This is a genomic window from Leucobacter faecis (assembly GCF_054456695.2).
In genome coordinates, this window is the sequence record NZ_JBTJER020000004.1 from 290,513 (window position 1) to 305,629 (window position 15,117).

General features: G+C 65.5%; 12 protein-coding genes. 3 read left to right on the top strand and 9 right to left on the bottom strand.

All coding sequences use genetic code 11. The features are described 5' to 3' along the window. Positions 1–36: 36 nt before the first annotated feature. The 6 genes from ACXR2W_RS06515 to ACXR2W_RS06540 all read right to left on the bottom strand — a co-directional run bounded on the left by ACXR2W_RS06515 (position 37) and on the right by ACXR2W_RS06540 (position 5,091). Complete coding sequence (locus ACXR2W_RS06515; RefSeq protein ID WP_458813376.1) at positions 37–180, bottom strand: antitoxin VbhA family protein; 144 nt, start codon at positions 178–180, stop codon at positions 37–39. A gap of 362 nt (positions 181–542) precedes the next feature. After that, positions 543–839 carry a helix-turn-helix domain-containing protein gene (locus tag ACXR2W_RS06520; RefSeq protein ID WP_458813377.1) on the bottom strand — a complete coding sequence of 99 codons (297 nt, stop codon included), beginning with the start codon at positions 837–839 and terminating at the stop codon, positions 543–545. Positions 840–950: 111 nt separating this feature from the next. Further along, a complete protein-coding gene (locus ACXR2W_RS06525) occupies positions 951–1,292 on the bottom strand; it encodes a YciI family protein (RefSeq protein WP_458813379.1) in 342 nt (113 codons plus the stop codon). A gap of 440 nt (positions 1,293–1,732) precedes the next feature. After that, entirely contained in the window at positions 1,733–3,028 is a 1,296-nt protein-coding gene (locus ACXR2W_RS06530; RefSeq protein ID WP_458813490.1) for an alpha/beta hydrolase, read from the bottom strand. Positions 3,029–3,218: 190 nt separating this feature from the next. After that, positions 3,219–4,418 (bottom strand): benzoate/H(+) symporter BenE family transporter, encoded by a 1,200-nt coding sequence (locus tag ACXR2W_RS06535; RefSeq protein ID WP_458813381.1) that lies wholly within the window; start codon positions 4,416–4,418, stop codon positions 3,219–3,221. Continuing rightward, positions 4,411–5,091: a TetR/AcrR family transcriptional regulator gene (locus tag ACXR2W_RS06540; RefSeq protein WP_458813383.1), complete on the bottom strand. Its 681-nt coding sequence runs from the start codon at positions 5,089–5,091 to the stop codon at positions 4,411–4,413. The genes ACXR2W_RS06535 and ACXR2W_RS06540 overlap by 8 nt, the downstream gene beginning before the upstream one ends. 142 nt (positions 5,092–5,233) lie before the next feature. Here ACXR2W_RS06540 and ACXR2W_RS06545 point away from each other — a divergent pair, with 142 nt between their 5' ends. Further along, on the top strand, positions 5,234–6,481 hold the full coding sequence (locus tag ACXR2W_RS06545; protein WP_458813385.1) for an MFS transporter: 1,248 nt from the start codon (positions 5,234–5,236) through the stop codon (positions 6,479–6,481). An 80-nt stretch (positions 6,482–6,561) separates the two neighbouring features. Continuing rightward, on the top strand, positions 6,562–8,226 hold the full coding sequence (locus ACXR2W_RS06550; protein ID WP_458813387.1) for an amidohydrolase: 1,665 nt from the start codon (positions 6,562–6,564) through the stop codon (positions 8,224–8,226). Positions 8,227–8,339: 113 nt separating this feature from the next. Here the strand turns inward: ACXR2W_RS06550 and ACXR2W_RS06555 are convergent, their stop codons facing one another. The 3 genes from ACXR2W_RS06555 to ACXR2W_RS06565 form a co-directional block, all read right to left on the bottom strand. Further along, entirely contained in the window at positions 8,340–9,443 is a 1,104-nt protein-coding gene (locus ACXR2W_RS06555; protein ID WP_458813389.1) for a type I restriction endonuclease, read from the bottom strand. A gap of 94 nt (positions 9,444–9,537) precedes the next feature. After that, the gene (locus ACXR2W_RS06560) at positions 9,538–12,447 is read right to left on the bottom strand and encodes a DEAD/DEAH box helicase (protein ID WP_458813391.1); all 2,910 of its coding nucleotides are present in this window, start codon (positions 12,445–12,447) and stop codon (positions 9,538–9,540) included. Then, positions 12,444–12,869, bottom strand: coding sequence for a (deoxy)nucleoside triphosphate pyrophosphohydrolase (locus ACXR2W_RS06565; protein WP_458813393.1), 426 nt, complete (start codon positions 12,867–12,869; stop codon positions 12,444–12,446). Before ACXR2W_RS06565 ends, ACXR2W_RS06560 begins: the two co-directional genes overlap by 4 nt. A gap of 143 nt (positions 12,870–13,012) precedes the next feature. Here ACXR2W_RS06565 and ACXR2W_RS06570 point away from each other — a divergent pair, with 143 nt between their 5' ends. Further along, positions 13,013–15,109: a hypothetical protein gene (locus ACXR2W_RS06570; protein ID WP_458813395.1), complete on the top strand. Its 2,097-nt coding sequence runs from the start codon at positions 13,013–13,015 to the stop codon at positions 15,107–15,109. The last annotated feature ends 8 nt before the right edge of the window (positions 15,110–15,117 follow it).

Consider the following 15,117-nt stretch of genomic DNA (forward strand, 5'->3'; position numbering starts at 1 on the left):
ACTCACTACCTTCATGCTCGCAAGGCCGCAAATTGGTCAAGACATCCCGTAACGCTCACGCACTCGTTGGCCCAGCTGATCGATATCGATCTCGCCACGAACGTAGGCATCTTGGTCGAGACGGGTCTCGTCTGTGCTCCGTGACCCCTCAAGCTCAGATGACCGCCGGGCGTCTACCACTGCACGCAACCGTCGCTGTTCAGCGCTAAGTTTCGACGTACCCAATCATGCCTCCCGTCTCCATCAATTTTACCGCGATGAGATCGCAGGAGCTCTGCGGCGGTGCAGGGTGTCGTCCAGAGCAGCTCGGGCTGCTTGAGGCGACCAGTGTGAAGCAATCTGCTCGCGCACGATGAAGGGTGTAGCCGGGCAGGTTAGACGACTCAGCGAGAGCGGCAAGATCGTCGAGGCGATCTCGGCGTGATGTTGGAAGCCTCCTATTCAGCGCACCAGTTCATGAAGGCATAGTCCGCGCATCACGAACGGGAGCCAGGGCTGAGTAGACACCCGCGCCCGCGCTGCGGCCCTGTTCTGAATCGGTGCTAGCTTCGCCGCTTGTCAGCCCGTTGGAGGGCCAGCGCCCGGCCGGAGTCCGTGTTGAAGGGGTCGGCACCCGACACAAAGTGGTCGGCGAACCCGAGTGCCGTGATCACCGACATGAGCGAGTCCAATTTGGGTGACCCCGTTCCCTGCTCGATGGCGCGCAGGGTTTCACGCGTTACGTGGGCGCGACGAGCCAGCTCTGAAGCACTCATGCCCTGTAACTTGCGCCAGGCCTGCACGTTTTCACCCAGCGTCACGAGCCGCCGCTGGCGAGCAGGCGAAGTTCGACCCACCACGTTGCACCTTCATCGTAGATGGCATCTATAGCTAGCAGTTTAACCTGCTATTGGCGCATATAGATAGCATCTCTCACCTTGCAGTGCGACCCTTTCGCGTTCACGGCCAGGCTAGGGCCGCTGCGCGCCCGCCAAACATTCGCGCACTTCCACATTGACGCCCAGTTCGCTTGCGATACGGCCCGCCAGCTCGTGGGCACGATCGAGCGTGCCCACGCGCACCGCCCACACCCGCGTTACCCCTGTGACTCCGCCCGACCAAGCCGAACCGTCGGGGCCGACGACGCGCGACCGGTCGCCCGGCCCCAGCACCTCACTCCACTCGAGCTCAGACGTCGCCGAGAGCTCATCATCGAGCTTCGCCGCGAACGCGATGTCGCCTTCAATGCGTGCGGCGTCGCGCGCCGCGTCTTCCTCGGGCGGGGCACCCTGAACCAGTAGCAAGTAGCGCATCACGCACTCCATTCTTTAAACGTCTCGGCACGACGTCGGCGGCGCGCCCTCGACGCCTCCATCGTGGCACGAACGCCGGCGCAGGTCGAGAGCGCGGAGCATTGCGGAGCACGAGTGTGCTGGATTCTGCGATCGGCTTCGCCGCCGCAGAATGACGGGGTGGGCCGCCGCCGCAGAATTACGGGTGTGGCAGCGGGCGCAGAATGACGGGTGTGGCAGCGGGCGCAGAATGACGGGGTGGGAGTGACGGGGGACGACGAGGCGGCATCGAAATGACGAACCTGCCCGATAAATACGTCATTTCGATACCGACTCGTCATTTCGATACCGACTCGTCATTTCAATGCCGACTCGTCATTTCGATACTGTCTCGTCGCATCGATACCGAACGTCACGCACGGGCCTGCGGGGAGACCGCCTGAGAGAAGGCTACCGACGCGCTATTGGCCGACCGCTTCGCGCGCGCCAGCCACTAGCCGGTCGATCGTCTGCTGCGCACTGGCTGTCGCCTCGGGCGACTCGGTCGGACGGTTGAGGTAGCCGTGCACGGTGCCAGCCTGCGTGTATTCGACCACGCGCACCCCGGCGACCGCGAGTTGCTCGGCGAACTGCTCGCCCGACGCCCGCAGGTCGTCGAACTCGGCGTTCACAATCACGGTCGGCGGCAGTAGCCCCAGCCGCTCGGGCCCGATTTCTCCCACAACCAGCGGCGATACTCCATCAACACCACCACCCACGCCAGCACCAACGCCACCAACGCCACCAACTCCACCAACGCCACCAACGCCACCAACACCAACACCAACGCCAACACCATCACCCGGCTCCTCGCCCAAATGGGTGGCGTACATCGCGGCGATGCGATCCGGAGCAAATCGCAGCCCCTCAGCGAGCCCCGCCGTTGACTCGGCCAGCGCGGCATCGGGGCGCTGCACGCGGTGCAGCGTGGGGTACTCGAGCAGCAGGGCGACCGCGGGCGCCCCATCACCCGCGCGCGCAGCCTCGGCCCGGTCGAGCGCGGCGAGAGCGGCGAGGTGCGCTCCCGCGCTCGCGCCGCCGATCACGAGCGGGGCCCACTCGGTGCGCTCGACCCAGCGGGCGACCGCGGCGACGTCGTTCGCGGGCGCCGGAGCCTTCACCGTGTCGCTCGCGAGCACGTAATCGACCGAGTAGACGCGCATGCCCGCGGCCGCGAACTGCCGCGCGGCCCAGTCGGCCTCGGGCATATCGAGGCCGCCGCGCACGAACGATCCGCCGTGGGCCCAGACGAGCGTCGCCCACGGTTCTGCCGCTTCCCCGGGCGTCGCGGGGGCTGGGTCGTAGCGCCGCACCGCGATCTCGGCCGAGCCTGCGCGGTTGATCCCGCCGCCGGCACGCTGCTCGCTGGCGGCGCTGCTGCGGCTGCCGGGGCTGCTCGCGCTGTGCTCACTCGCCTGGGCCGCTCTTGCGGCGGTGGGCGAGCTGCCGTTCGCTCCGGATCGCGGCTTGCCGCCGCCAGCTCGCGCCGCGGGCCCCGGCACGGCGAGGTCGGTCACGGTGACGTCGGTCACGGTTGTGCCATCGGTGTCGGGGCTTTGGTGCCCGGCCCCAGCCCCGACCCCAGCCCCGGCCCCGGCAGACGCAGCCGCCGCCGCAGCGCCGCTCGCCCGAGCGTCGCCGCGCCACAGCACCGCGACGAGGCAGGCGGCGAGCGCCGCGCACGCCAGAATCACGCCAATGAGAGCTCCGCGTCGCATAGTCACACCCCGAGTGTATGCGGACACAGGCGCCCACGAGGGCCTGCCCTCGCGCGCGTGGGGCCACGAGTGGTGGTTATGAGGGCTCATAACCACCACCTGCGGCCCCGAGAGGGGCAAAACATGACCGCGATCGTGTGGCTGACCGAGTTATAGAGGGGCCGACTGCAGAAACTCTGCGGCAGCAGCCCTATTGCCGCGACCTCTTCTTGACCGCAGAGCGCGGCGCGAGCAACGCGGCCAGCACAATGCCGGCCACGAGTGCCCAGAACGCCGAGCTGAGGCCGCCAGCGCTCACTCCCGATGCTGCGACCGCGAGTGTGACCGCGGCCGGCAATCGCAGCCCCGGGTCTGCCATTGCGCTCGTGCACGCCGCAGCGAAGGTCGCAAACAGTGCGATGCCCGCGACCGTCTGCACGATCGCTGCGGGGGCAGCGAGCACGGCGGTCGCGAGGCCCGCGCTCAACGCTCCCAGCACGAGATAGCTCACACCCGCGGCGACACCGGCCACCCACCGTCGCTCTTTGGGCCCGGCCTCGGGGCCGGCGGCGAGCGCGGCACTGATCGCGGCAAGGTTGACCGCGTGCCCACCAAACGGGGCGCTCACGATCGAGGCGATGCCGGTGACCGTGAGGGCGGGCCGCCAGGGCACGGTGTATCCGAGGCCCGACATGACGGCGACACCGGGAATGTTCTGTGACGCCATCGTCACGATGTACAGCGGCAACGCCACACCGGTGAGCGCCTGCAGTGTCACCGTGGGGGTGGTCCACTCGATGTGCGGAATGAGCGTGCTGGCCGCGGGCACCGCCCCCGCGACGTTGAGGCTCACCGCGATCGCCACCATCCCGACCGCGAGCGCCACCGGCACCGCCCACTTGGGGCTCACCCGCGTCATCACGAGCCAGGTCACCACGATGGGCGCGACGGGCAGCGGGTTTGTTACGAGGGCCGTCACCGGGGCGATACACAACGGCAGCAGGATCCCCGCGAGCATCGCCTGCGCGAGGGGCACCGGGATCCGCTGCACGAGCCGGGCAAGGCCCGGCCACAACCCGGTGATGGTGAGCAGCACGCCGCAGGCGATGAACGCGCCGATCGCGGCAGGCCAGCCCCCGGTCACGAGGCCCGTCGTCATGAGCAGCGCGGCGCCGGGGGTCGACCAGGCTGAGGTGATGGGCATGCGGTAACGCCAAGACAGCAGGATGCTCGCGGCGCCCATCGTGACGGTGACGGCGAGCAGCCCCGACGCGGCCTGCGAGGGGGTAGCGCCGACCGATTGCAGCCCGCTGAGCACCACCGCGAAGGCGGCTGTGAAGGCCACCAGGCTGCACACGATCCCCGCGGCTACGGGCGTCCAGAGCGGGGCACGTACGCGCACGTCAGCCACGCGGCTCCCGCGACCCACGCGCTCCACGCGCCCCGCTCGCTCCACGCGCTCCCTCAGGCCCGCTCCCTGCGCCCGCCCGCACGCCGGCGAGCAACAGGTCGAGCCCCCGGTCGAACACGCGCCGGTTGCGCACGCGACCCACAGGGTGGGCGGGCAGCAGCTCGGCAAGTTTGCCGCCCGTCTCGCCCGGCCGCAGGATCTCGTCGGGCGAGAGCGCGTCGAGCGCGGCACCAAACGTGAACGCGTCAATCACTTCGATGGTCGTGAGAATCTCGTCATCGGGCACCCCGGCCTCACCGAGCGCATCGGTGAGCACCGAGTAAAACCGCAGCACATCGGGCTCGTCGATCACCACGGTGAGCATGAGCTGCAGCACCCGCGGGTGATCGGCGTACATGCGCCAGGTGAGTTCGACCTCGCTCCGGATCCGCGCCTCCCAGTCACCTTCTGCCGCCCCGGCGGGCGCGGCAGGGATGTACTCGGGCACGAGCACCTGCCGCATGGCTTGGATCACGCCGTCGCGCCCGGCCACGTGATGGTATAGCGACGAGACGCTCACCCCGAGTCGTTTCGCGAGGGGCACGAGCTGCAGGTCGTTGCCCGCTTCGACGTAGTCAATCGCGGCGCGGCCGATGATCTCGGGGCTGAGCTTGGTGGTGCGGGGGCGTGCCACTGATCCTCCTTGACTGGGCGTCTACTTGACAGATCTTCCCACAGGGGGCACGATAAACACGATTAACCGAAAGTGTTTCGGTTAATCGTGGCTGCAAGTTGTGGGTGCATTTTGGATACTGCGACTCGCAAGCTCGCGCAGCATGACGGACACCACCCCAAGCGCCACCCCACCCACCGCCGACGACGCCGGAATCGAGACTCCCATGACTGACCCCCGCTTACGCCTCACTGCCAGAAACGGTAGCGCCACCTTCATCGTGGCGCTCGCGAGCCTCATGATGGCAAACCTCGCGCCCCACATTCTGACTGCGCTTAGCGGGCTCGGCTTCGACCCAATCGCGGGCGGCAACGTGCTCACGTGGGCGCTGCTCGCCTCGGCCGTTGTGGGGCTCGCAAGCTCACGTCTCGCCTCAGGCGCGCGCCGCCGCCCACTCGCGGCCGCGGGCCTCGTCGTCGCCGTCGTGGCGTTTGGTGCGGGCGCGGCCATCGCCACCCCGGCGGTCGCGGCGGTCGCGCTGATCGCGGGCGGAGCGGGTGTTGGCACCGCCATCTCCACCTCGGGCGCGGCCATCGCCGCCCTGCGCAACCCCAATCGGGTCGCGGCGGCGAGCGGGCTCACCAACCGCGTGCTCATCACGATCGTGCTCGCGATCATTCCGCTCGTGGGCATCACGCAGTTGAGCGTGTTCACCACACTGGCACTCATCTCGCTCGCGGGCCTCGCGCTCGTCGCCTGGCTGCCGAACTCCCCCGAGCACGCCGCCCCCGTCGACGTGACGAGCACCCTCAAGATCGCGGCCCCGCGCCGCATCACCATTGCGGGCATCGGCGTGCTCGTCGTGTTTGCGCTGTGGGGTACGAGCGAAGACGCGATCTGGACGATGGCTCCCGTGCTCGGCGACGCCGTCGGCTTAGGCGAGAAACCCCTCGGTTTCACGCTCAGCCTCGCGGCTGCCGGCGGAATCCTCGGCATGCTGCTCGTCACCGTCGCGGGTGACCGCATCGGCCGCGCCCTGCCGCTCGCGATCGCGCTCGCCCTCGGCGGCGGCGTGAAGATCGCGATCGGTCTCACCGCCGATCCCGTCGTGCTCGCGGCCCTGATCATCGCGGTCAATGCAATCTATGCGTTCGCGTTCTCGCTGTTCATCGCGACCGCCGCGGGTCTCGACGCGCGCGGCCGCTGGTCGGGCCCCCTGCTGGGCGCCTACCTCGTCGGCTCTAGCTTCGCGCCGCTCATCGGCAGCGTGTTCATCGCGTGGCTCGGCGTGCCCCTGTTCACGCTGCTCATGGGCCTCGTGAGCTTCGCCGCCATCGCCCCCACCGTCGCGATCGCACGGGTCTCGGTCGGGGCAGAGCGCGCCCTGGCGCGCTACCCGCAGATGGCGTAAGCGGCAGATCCGGATCTTTCATCGCGGCCGCAAACCGGCCCGATAGCCTCAAACCACACCCTTGAAGAAAGCGAGCCCTCATGAGCCTCGAGAACGCAGCAGCAACGGCGACGATTTACACGAACGCGACCGTGTTTACCGGCGAGGCGGCGCACGCGCCACGCGAGTGCGTGGCCGTGCAGGGCGGGCTTGTGCTCGCCGCGGGCGACCTGGCGTCGGTGCGCAGCGTGGCAGGTCCCCGGGCGACCGAGGTCGACCTGGGCGGCGCGCTCGTGACGCCGGGCATCATCGAGGGGCACGCGCACATGATGATGCTGGGCGAGGCGCTGTCGAAGGTGCAGCTGCGCGATGCTGGCACGCTTGCCGAAGTGCAGCGCCGGCTCGCCGAGCGGCGCGCTGCCCAGCCCGATGGGCAGATCGTGACCGGCACGAGCTGGATGTTCGACCTGTTTGCCGAGGGCGAGCAGCCGACCGCGGCCGTGATTGATGAGGTCGTGTCAGACGTGCCCGTGCTGCTTGACGCGAACGACCTGCACTCGGCGTGGGTGAACACGGCCGCGCTTGAGGCGATGGGGATTACGCGCGAGACTCCCGACCCGGTGGGCGGCGAGATCGTGCGCGACGAGCACGGTGACGCGACCGGGTTCTTGATCGAGACCGCGGCCGTGAAGTACGCGTGGGGCTACCTCGAGCAGGTCGCGACCGACGCAGACCGCGACCGGTTCTTGGCGGCCGCGTTCGACGCCTACCTCGAAACCGGGGTGACGGGCGCGACCGAGATGGCCTTTGGGCCCGCAGACCTCGCCGCCTACCGCCGCATTCTTGACCGCGACGGGCGCCTGCCGTTTCCCGTGAACGCGCACTGGCTGCTCACCGCGACGGGCTCACTCGAGCAAGACCTAGCGCAGATCGAAGAGGTCGTGCGGGTACGCGACGAGGTTGCCGCCGATTTTGGTGATGAGTGGCTGCGCATCGTAGGCGTGAAGTTTATTCTCGACGGCGTGATCGACGCCTGCACCGCGTCAATGCGCGACCCGTTTGTGAACGGCGCACTGCCCCGGCCGATCTGGGAGCGTTCGTTTGCTCTGCCCGTGGCTGTTGCAGCCGATGCGGCGGGGCTGCAGCTCGCGCTGCACGCGATCGGCGACGAGGCAAGCACAATCGCGCTCGACATGGTGGAGGAGTGTATGCGCGTGAACGGCGTGGGTGGCGCGTTTGCGGCGCGCCGGCCACGCGTCGAGCACCTCGAGTACGTCGCCGACGACACGATCGCGCGTATGGCCGCGCTGGGCGTTACGGCGTCGATGCAGCCGGTGCACTGCGACCCCGCCGTGCTCGACAACTGGAAGGCGGTGCTTGGTGCACCGCGGGCGTCTGAGGGTTTCCCGTGGCACAAGATGCGCGCGGCGGGCATTCCGATCGCGCTGGGCACCGACGCGCCGACCGCCCCGCACTTCGCCCCCGACAACCTGTTCATCGCGCTGACCGGGCGCTCTGCACTGGACACGTCACGGGCGGCGTATGCGCCCTCACGAGTCTTCACGCCGGCCGAAGCACTTGCGGCGTTCACGTCTGGGGCAGCCTACGCCTCGCGCGTCGAAACCTCGGTGGGCCGCCTGGCCCCGGGCTACCGCGCAAACCTCGTGGTGTGGGGCGCGCACGCGCTTTCTGCACCCCCCGCCGCATTGCTGGGCTCACGATCGGTACTGACGCTGGTTGACGGGAACGTGGCGTTCGAGGGGTAGTGGTTGGTGGTGCGTTGCTTGCCGGGTGCGCACAACGCTCAGGCTGCTGGGTGGCCCTGCCACCCAGCAGATACGCCGCTCACCACAGCACCCGGTCAGTGGGTTTAGCGAAGTCACTCGTAGTAGTGAACCGAAGCCCTGAGGTGCTCTGCGAAGTTGTAGATGTCTTCGGGGCGGTCGATTGGGTGGCGCGTCTCCACTTTGTCTTCATCGAATAGCCCGATGTATTTCTGCCCGGCGTTAAACCAGAGACGTGCAAGAGGTTTTCTGTTGTTATCGTCAAGCAGAATACCGAAGTAGCTCTTGGTGTCTCGCTGCGCGATCCGTGCTGGAGACACCTCACTGCACACGATCGCCCGAACAATCTGAAATCCTTCGAGCTCTTCGAGTGTCGTCTCGATCCCGTCCTTAACATCTGCGGTCACGGCAGACGCTTCTGCTACGTGCTCACTGGCTTCGGGCGAAGTCACGGAGCCGTTATCTGGGACCGATGTTTGCCCACCCAAAGCTGCTTTCAAACGGTCGTTGACCCGATCATTCAAGAACTGACGTGTGGCCTTGGTTACAAGACCGGAGAACTGGTCTCGTACCTTTTGCGTAAATGATCCCTCATACACCCGGGTCGTCAAGAACTTAACCCACTCGGCATCCGGTTCTGCGAACTGGGCAGCCAACACCCGCTTCAGGCCACCAACATACTTCAGCTCTTCCGCTGCACTGATCACTGAGTCAAGGTCGAACTCGTCCTTGCTGAGCTTGCGCAATTCAGGAACTGACACTGGATCTAGGTCAGATACCTGCACCATGAGAAATGGCTTCTCATCCATCTTGTTTGGCGCATCGAGGTCTGTATAGAAGTGATAGTCATCACCATTCGTCAAAATGGCAATACGTGCGTTCGTGGCCGAAAAATAGCGAAACAGCTGCGACGCATGTTTGATGTTGAGCGGTGCACCCACATGCTTGCACTCGATTAGGATCTGCACATCGCTGTCCTTGACGATCGCGTAGTCGACTTTCTCGCCCTTTTTGGTGCCCACGTCTGCAGTGAATTCCGGTACGACCTCGTTTGGGTTGAACACGTCGTACCCCAAGATCAAGGAAATGAAAGGCATCACGAACGCGTTCTTCGTAGCTTCTTCCGTCTCAATCGACGCGCGCTGCTGCTCAATCTTTGCGCCGAGGCTCGACAAACGTTCTGCAATCTCAACCGACACACAAACTCCTATGTTTGAACTGGCTAAAGCCATTCGAGTCTATATGTGTTGTGGCGGCGAGGAGCGTCTGCGCGCGTGCGCGGGGTCAGTTGGCCTAGATTATTGCCGGCTCGCTGCCCGTGATCAAGTAGTCGTAGAGGCTCTCGTTAATCGGCGCTTCAAGGTGCAAGTTCATTGTCACTACATCAAGTTGCGTGCCGTTCTTGCCTGGCATCGTCTCTTGCACAGGGTCCCGTGACTCAGCCTGCCCGAGGTAGTAGAAATCGAGCCCCTCGGCGTCGTCCTTTTTCACGAAGAGGTGCAGCGGCACCTCACGGTTCACGATGGCTTTTACCTCAGCGCTCTGTAGTGTGCGTCGCGATCGCGTAAACCACCGCAGTGTTGAGTGGTCGAGTAGCTCATCCTCATACTGCGTACTCTCTGAGACATCGTCGTCCTTGTGGTAGGTCACGAATACGGGACAGGAGCTCGACTCTCGGTCTACTTTGTAGCCATAGATCGTGCTGTACTCGTTCGCCCGCCAGTTCAGCATGCGGCACACGTCTTTACGTGAGTACATGCGCCCAACTTGCAGCACAGCGGTCCAGTTGTGTCGGTGCCGCGCGAGATACAAGCCAGTTTCAATCGCATCGTCGACCTGCGCCCGCAAGAACGCAGACCCCGCCCGAAGCGCCGCGACCTGAGGCGCCAAGGTGTAGGAGTCGGGTGTGACTGAGACGACCGGTGCATCGCCGTAGCTCGCCCGCTCAGCCTCGGTGAAGAACTCGAGCGAAACTATGCGGTCGACAGACGCGATTGTGTCTTCTGCGATTGTGCATCCTGCGGCGGCGAGCCTGGCGGCGTACTCGGTGCGGGGCAAACGTCCATCGGCGATCAGCCATTTGAGCAACAGCAGTTCGTGTGGGCGTTTGCCGTTCAGCAACTCACCAGTCACAAAGTTGAGCAGCGCGGCCTGATCCGGAGCAGGAGACTCAGACACCGCCCGCATCTTGACCAGAAAGTTCCAGTAGTTCTTGTTCTTTTTCGCAAGCGTTACCGGGTCGACCGTGTCGAAGCGGGCAAAGTCATATAGCGCGGGCGGGTGCCCGAGGCGCTGTTGCAAGTCGAGGAACGCTCCCTTGAGGTTCTTCATGCTGTCGAGCTTGATCGCTTCGAGCGAGCGCAAGACCCTGTCGCGCGAGATGCGGTCGAAGTTGATGCTCGAGATACCCGAGATCACCCCGGCCGTATCGGCATCAACAAGTTTGCGTCGCACGACGTCTTTGTTGAGCGAGCTATCACCCGTGAGCGCAATGGGAATCAAATAGTTGTTGGTGTAGTTGCCGATGAAGTCGATCACCCGCACGTGATCTTTACCGGATGCCTTGCGCAGCCCGCGCCCGAGCTGCTGCGTAAATATGATGCTCGACTGTGTCTGCCGCAGCATCACAATCTGGTTGAGGGTCGGAATATCGATGCCCTCGTTGAATACGTCGACCGTGAGAATGTAGTCGAGTTCGCCTCGCTCAAGCCGGCGGGTCGCGGCCTCTCTAAACTCGACGGAATCCTTCCCCGTGAGTGCGATCGTGCGCAGTCGGGCACCATGCACCGACCGCTCGTTCAGCAACCGCGACAGTTCATGCGCTTCTTCGCGCCGACTACAAAACACCAGCCCGCGCACCCCTGCGGCGTGGCCGTAGCGTTCGAGCGCCCGCAAAATATGTGCCACCCGCTCGTGTGTGACGAGCGCGCTCAGCGTCGTCACGTCGCCAACCGTTTGCCCGGCGTTGTCGATGTAGTCGGTCACGCCGTAGTAATGAAAGGGCGCGAGCATGTCTGCTTCGAGCGCCTTCTGCAGCCGAATCTCGTACGGCACATTGTAGTCAAACAGTTCAAAGATGTTGAACCCGTCAGTGCGCTCGGGAGTCGCCGTGACTCCGAGCAAGAACTTGGGCCGCAGCCGGTCAAACACACGCTGGTAGCTGTTGGCGCCCGCGCGGTGAACCTCATCAACGAGCACGTAGTCGAACGCTTCGGCGTCAATCTGCTCGAGTACGTCGGGCCGCGACAGCGTCTGCACCGTCGCAAACACGTACTTGCGGTCGAGCTCACGCGCACCGCCCACGAGCTTGCCAAACTCGCTCGCGGGCGCACCGAGCACCCGCTGATACGCCGCAATCGCGGCGTCAAGAATCTGCTCCCGATGCACGACAAACAGCATCTTGTTTGGGTTCGCGGCTCGTACATCGAGCGTCGACAGAATTGTCTTACCCGTGCCCGTTGCCGAGACGACAACCGCGCGCTGCTCGCCCGCCTCGCGCACGGCCGCAATCGCTTCAAGCGCTTCGAGCTGCATCGAGTTCGGCGCAATCACGGTGGGCAGGGTCTGTGATTCGTGATCCGGATCAACGCCAGCACCGTACGTGACCACGCGCGCGGGCTGCGCGACATAGTTCTTGCGATAGGTCTCGACCCAGTGTGTGGTGAGCGGCACGGAGGCAGCGATCTGCCGCTGCGTGGCGACCCGGAGCTGCGTGACGAGGTCGCCCTCGGGCATTGCCGAGAACTGGAGGTTCCACTCCTGGTTTTTGACGAGCGCGTTGGCTGTCAGGTTCGAGCTGCCAATGATCGCGGTGGTATGCGCACCCTGCTCGAAGACATAGCCCTTGGCGTGGAAGCCTGCGTCGCCCTCATACACATGCGTGGTGACGCCCTCGAGCGCGAGCAGTTCTGCGAAGACCTCTGGCGAGTTGAAACCCAGGTAGGTCGATGTGATGATCGTGCCTGCACCATCGAACTCAACGAGAGCCTGCTTGAGCATCGCCAACGCGTTAGCCGTGATGAACGCTACCGAGAATGTGAAACTTCGCGAGCGGCGTAGCTCGCGCTTGATCGCGCGCAGCATGGTCTGTTCAGCCTCGTTCGCGACGAGCTGCGGGTTAAGCAGTTGCGGTGCGGCGATCGATGCGTCGAGAAACCCGAAGCCCGTGTCGGCTTCGAGATGGCCGCGCATCAACTGCGTCATGACGCGAGCAGCTCCACGAGTCGCTCTACTGCGGGAATATCTGCAGGAGCCCACTCGAGCGTGGGTAGCTCAGCGACGGGCACCCACCGGATTTCGGCGTGCTCGGTAGCGATCGGCGCGCTGCCCTCGACGGTGCAGATAAACGTTGCGAGGCTCACGACCCCGAAGTCGTACTCGTAGTCAGTTGTATTGACGTACTCGCCAATCTCAGCCTGGCAGTGCAGCTCTTCTTCGAGTTCACGGCGCAGAGCGTCACGCGGCGCTTCTCCCGGTTCGATCTTGCCGCCGGGAAACTCCCATAGGCCGGCGAGCGACATGCCCTCGCCGCGCTTTGCCGCGAGGATCTCGGTGCCATTGTAGATCGCGGCTGCCACAACTTCGATGCGCTTCTTGGGCTTCGTCTGCGCTGCGTGAGTAGTCATCTGCTCCAGCCTAGCCGGCCTCGAGCTTTGTTTCAGTTGAGCACTGCCCTTCTACTGTTCATATACTGGCTGGCATTCGCCTCGCCACCCAACACCCACTCTCACTTGCGACGGGCCTAACTGCACCCTGTACAGTTACAACCATGCCAATGCTGCCTCGCGTTCTCTTGTCTGCTTCTGCTTGCGCGGCGGTGCTCGCCTCAGCGCTCGTGGCCACGCCGGCGATCGCGGCGCCGCACACGGTCTCGACGCTCGCTGAGCTACAAACGGCCGTCTCGCTCTGCGAGACAAACCCTGTCGAGGTCACGCTCGCGGCAGACATCTACGAACCGACCACCACGCTGGTGACGCACTGCAACGCGCACATCGACCTCGCCGAGCGGCGTCTCGACGTCGCAAACATTGTCATTGGAACGAGCACCGAGCTCACGCTGTCTGGCACCGACTCGGGAACGAGCACAGGCACCGTTGAAACACACGTCACTCAGGGCTATGCCCCCGGAATCAGCACGGCCGGGGCGACGCTCACCGTATTGAGCGGCACGGTGATTGCCCGTGGTGCCCCCAACGCCGCGGGCATCGGTGGCGGGCTCATGGTCGGACCCAGTGCGGTCGACGCCGGCACCCTCAACGTGTACGGCGGCAGGGTCGAAGCATATGCGGCAGCAAACAGCGGTTACACCGCCGCGATCGGCGGCGGCTACGTCGAAGGCAGCGGCGGTGTGCTCAACATCTTCGGCGGCGACGTCTACGCCCAGAACGACTCTGCCTACGGCGTCGCGGTGGGTGGCGGCGGTGCAGGCGCAAGCGGCAACGGCGGCAGCGGCGCGGCCATCACCGTTCACTCGGGCGGCACTCTCACTGCAGTGGCAAACGGATTCCTCTCAACCGCGATCGGCGGCGGCATGGGCGGCTTCGACGCGACAAACGCGGGCGGCAGCGGCGGTTCGCTCACCATCAACGAAGGCGGGCTCGTCGTGGCGAGCTCCCCCGGTACTCCGTTCGGCGGCGGCCAACCAGGGGGCTTGCCCGCTTCCAACTTCACCGGCGCATTCGGCTCACTGACCGTCGACGGCACGCTGTCGCTACCTCAAGGCACACTTCAGGTCATCGATGACCCCAGCACGACCACCGCAGAGGTCACAGTGGGCGCCGCTGGCATCATTCGCGGCACCGACACCGCACCAACCGAGGGCGCGGCGATCAAAGCCCCCGGCGCGGGCGTGCTGCCCTCGGCCCCCGGCACGATCGCCAACAATGGCACCATCATGCTGCAGCCAGACGCTTCGCTCGTAACCGGCAACAACCGTCTACTCACGTTCAACGCGCCCGAAGCCAGCATCCCGGCGCAGCATGTCTTCGCGCCCAGCCTCACCGCCGCGGGCCTCACCCTGCCCGCGGCTCCCGCGGGCACGCTGTGGAACACCCAAGATGACGGGCTCGGCTCGTGGTTCGACGCCACGAGCTCGACTGCCGGATCGGGCACCACCGACCTTTACGCGGTCGCGCCCGCCACCCTCACTGTGTCTGCAGCCCCAGACGATTTGGTCGCCACCGCAGGTGTTCCGTTCACCTACCCGGTGACGGTACTCAGCCCGGGCGGCGGCGCACTCGACCCGCAGCCCGCTCTCACCGCCACCGCCGTCGACTGCGGCGACCCCAGCATCGTCGACACGAGCACTGTGCCGGGGCAGAGCGTGTTTGAGACGGCGGGCACCTGCTCGCTCACCGTGGGCGCGGTCGTGCAGGGCGCGCAGCTCACCAGCACGTTCGAGGTTCGTGTGGTGGCCGCGGCCGCCCAGGCCCTCACACTCACGCCGTCGGCTGCCACCGTGCAGCAGGGCGACACCGTCAAATTCACCGTCGTCGGTGTCGACGCGTACGGCAACACCGCCGACACAAGCGCTGCGGTTCTCACCTCGTCGGTCGCGAGCGATGTTGTCTCGGGGCTCACCGTCACCTTCCCTTCTGCTAGCCCCCACACGATCACCGCAACCGTCGGGGCGGCGTCAGCCCAGGCCGTCATCGAGGTCACCCCTGCCCAGGTGCCAGGCCCTACCCCTGATCCGGATCAGAAACCTGCGCAGAAACCCGCCCAGACACCGCAGCCCACCGCGGAGCAGGAGTTAGCGAGCACCGGCGCCCGCAACATGGGTGTCGCAGCCGCGGGCAGCCTGCTATTGGCAGCTGCCGGGGCGGTGGGGGCGGTCACGCTCACGCGTCGACGCACACGTCACTAGCTCGCGTG

What these genes read in the sequence shown, in the direction of transcription:
- ACXR2W_RS06570 (WP_458813395.1), top strand. Translation starts at nt 13,013, where the DNA reads ATGCCAATGCTGCCTCGCGTTCTCTTGTCTGCTTCTGCTTGCGCGGCG.
- ACXR2W_RS06525 (WP_458813379.1), bottom strand. Translation starts at nt 1,292, where the DNA reads ATGCGCTACTTGCTACTGGTTCAGGGTGCCCCGCCCGAGGAAGACGCG.
- ACXR2W_RS06565 (WP_458813393.1), bottom strand. Translation starts at nt 12,869, where the DNA reads ATGACTACTCACGCAGCGCAGACGAAGCCCAAGAAGCGCATCGAAGTT.
- ACXR2W_RS06550 (WP_458813387.1), top strand. Translation starts at nt 6,562, where the DNA reads ATGAGCCTCGAGAACGCAGCAGCAACGGCGACGATTTACACGAACGCG.
- ACXR2W_RS06560 (WP_458813391.1), bottom strand. Translation starts at nt 12,447, where the DNA reads ATGACGCAGTTGATGCGCGGCCATCTCGAAGCCGACACGGGCTTCGGG.
- ACXR2W_RS06530 (WP_458813490.1), bottom strand. Translation starts at nt 3,028, where the DNA reads ATGCGACGCGGAGCTCTCATTGGCGTGATTCTGGCGTGCGCGGCGCTC.
- ACXR2W_RS06545 (WP_458813385.1), top strand. Translation starts at nt 5,234, where the DNA reads ATGACGGACACCACCCCAAGCGCCACCCCACCCACCGCCGACGACGCC.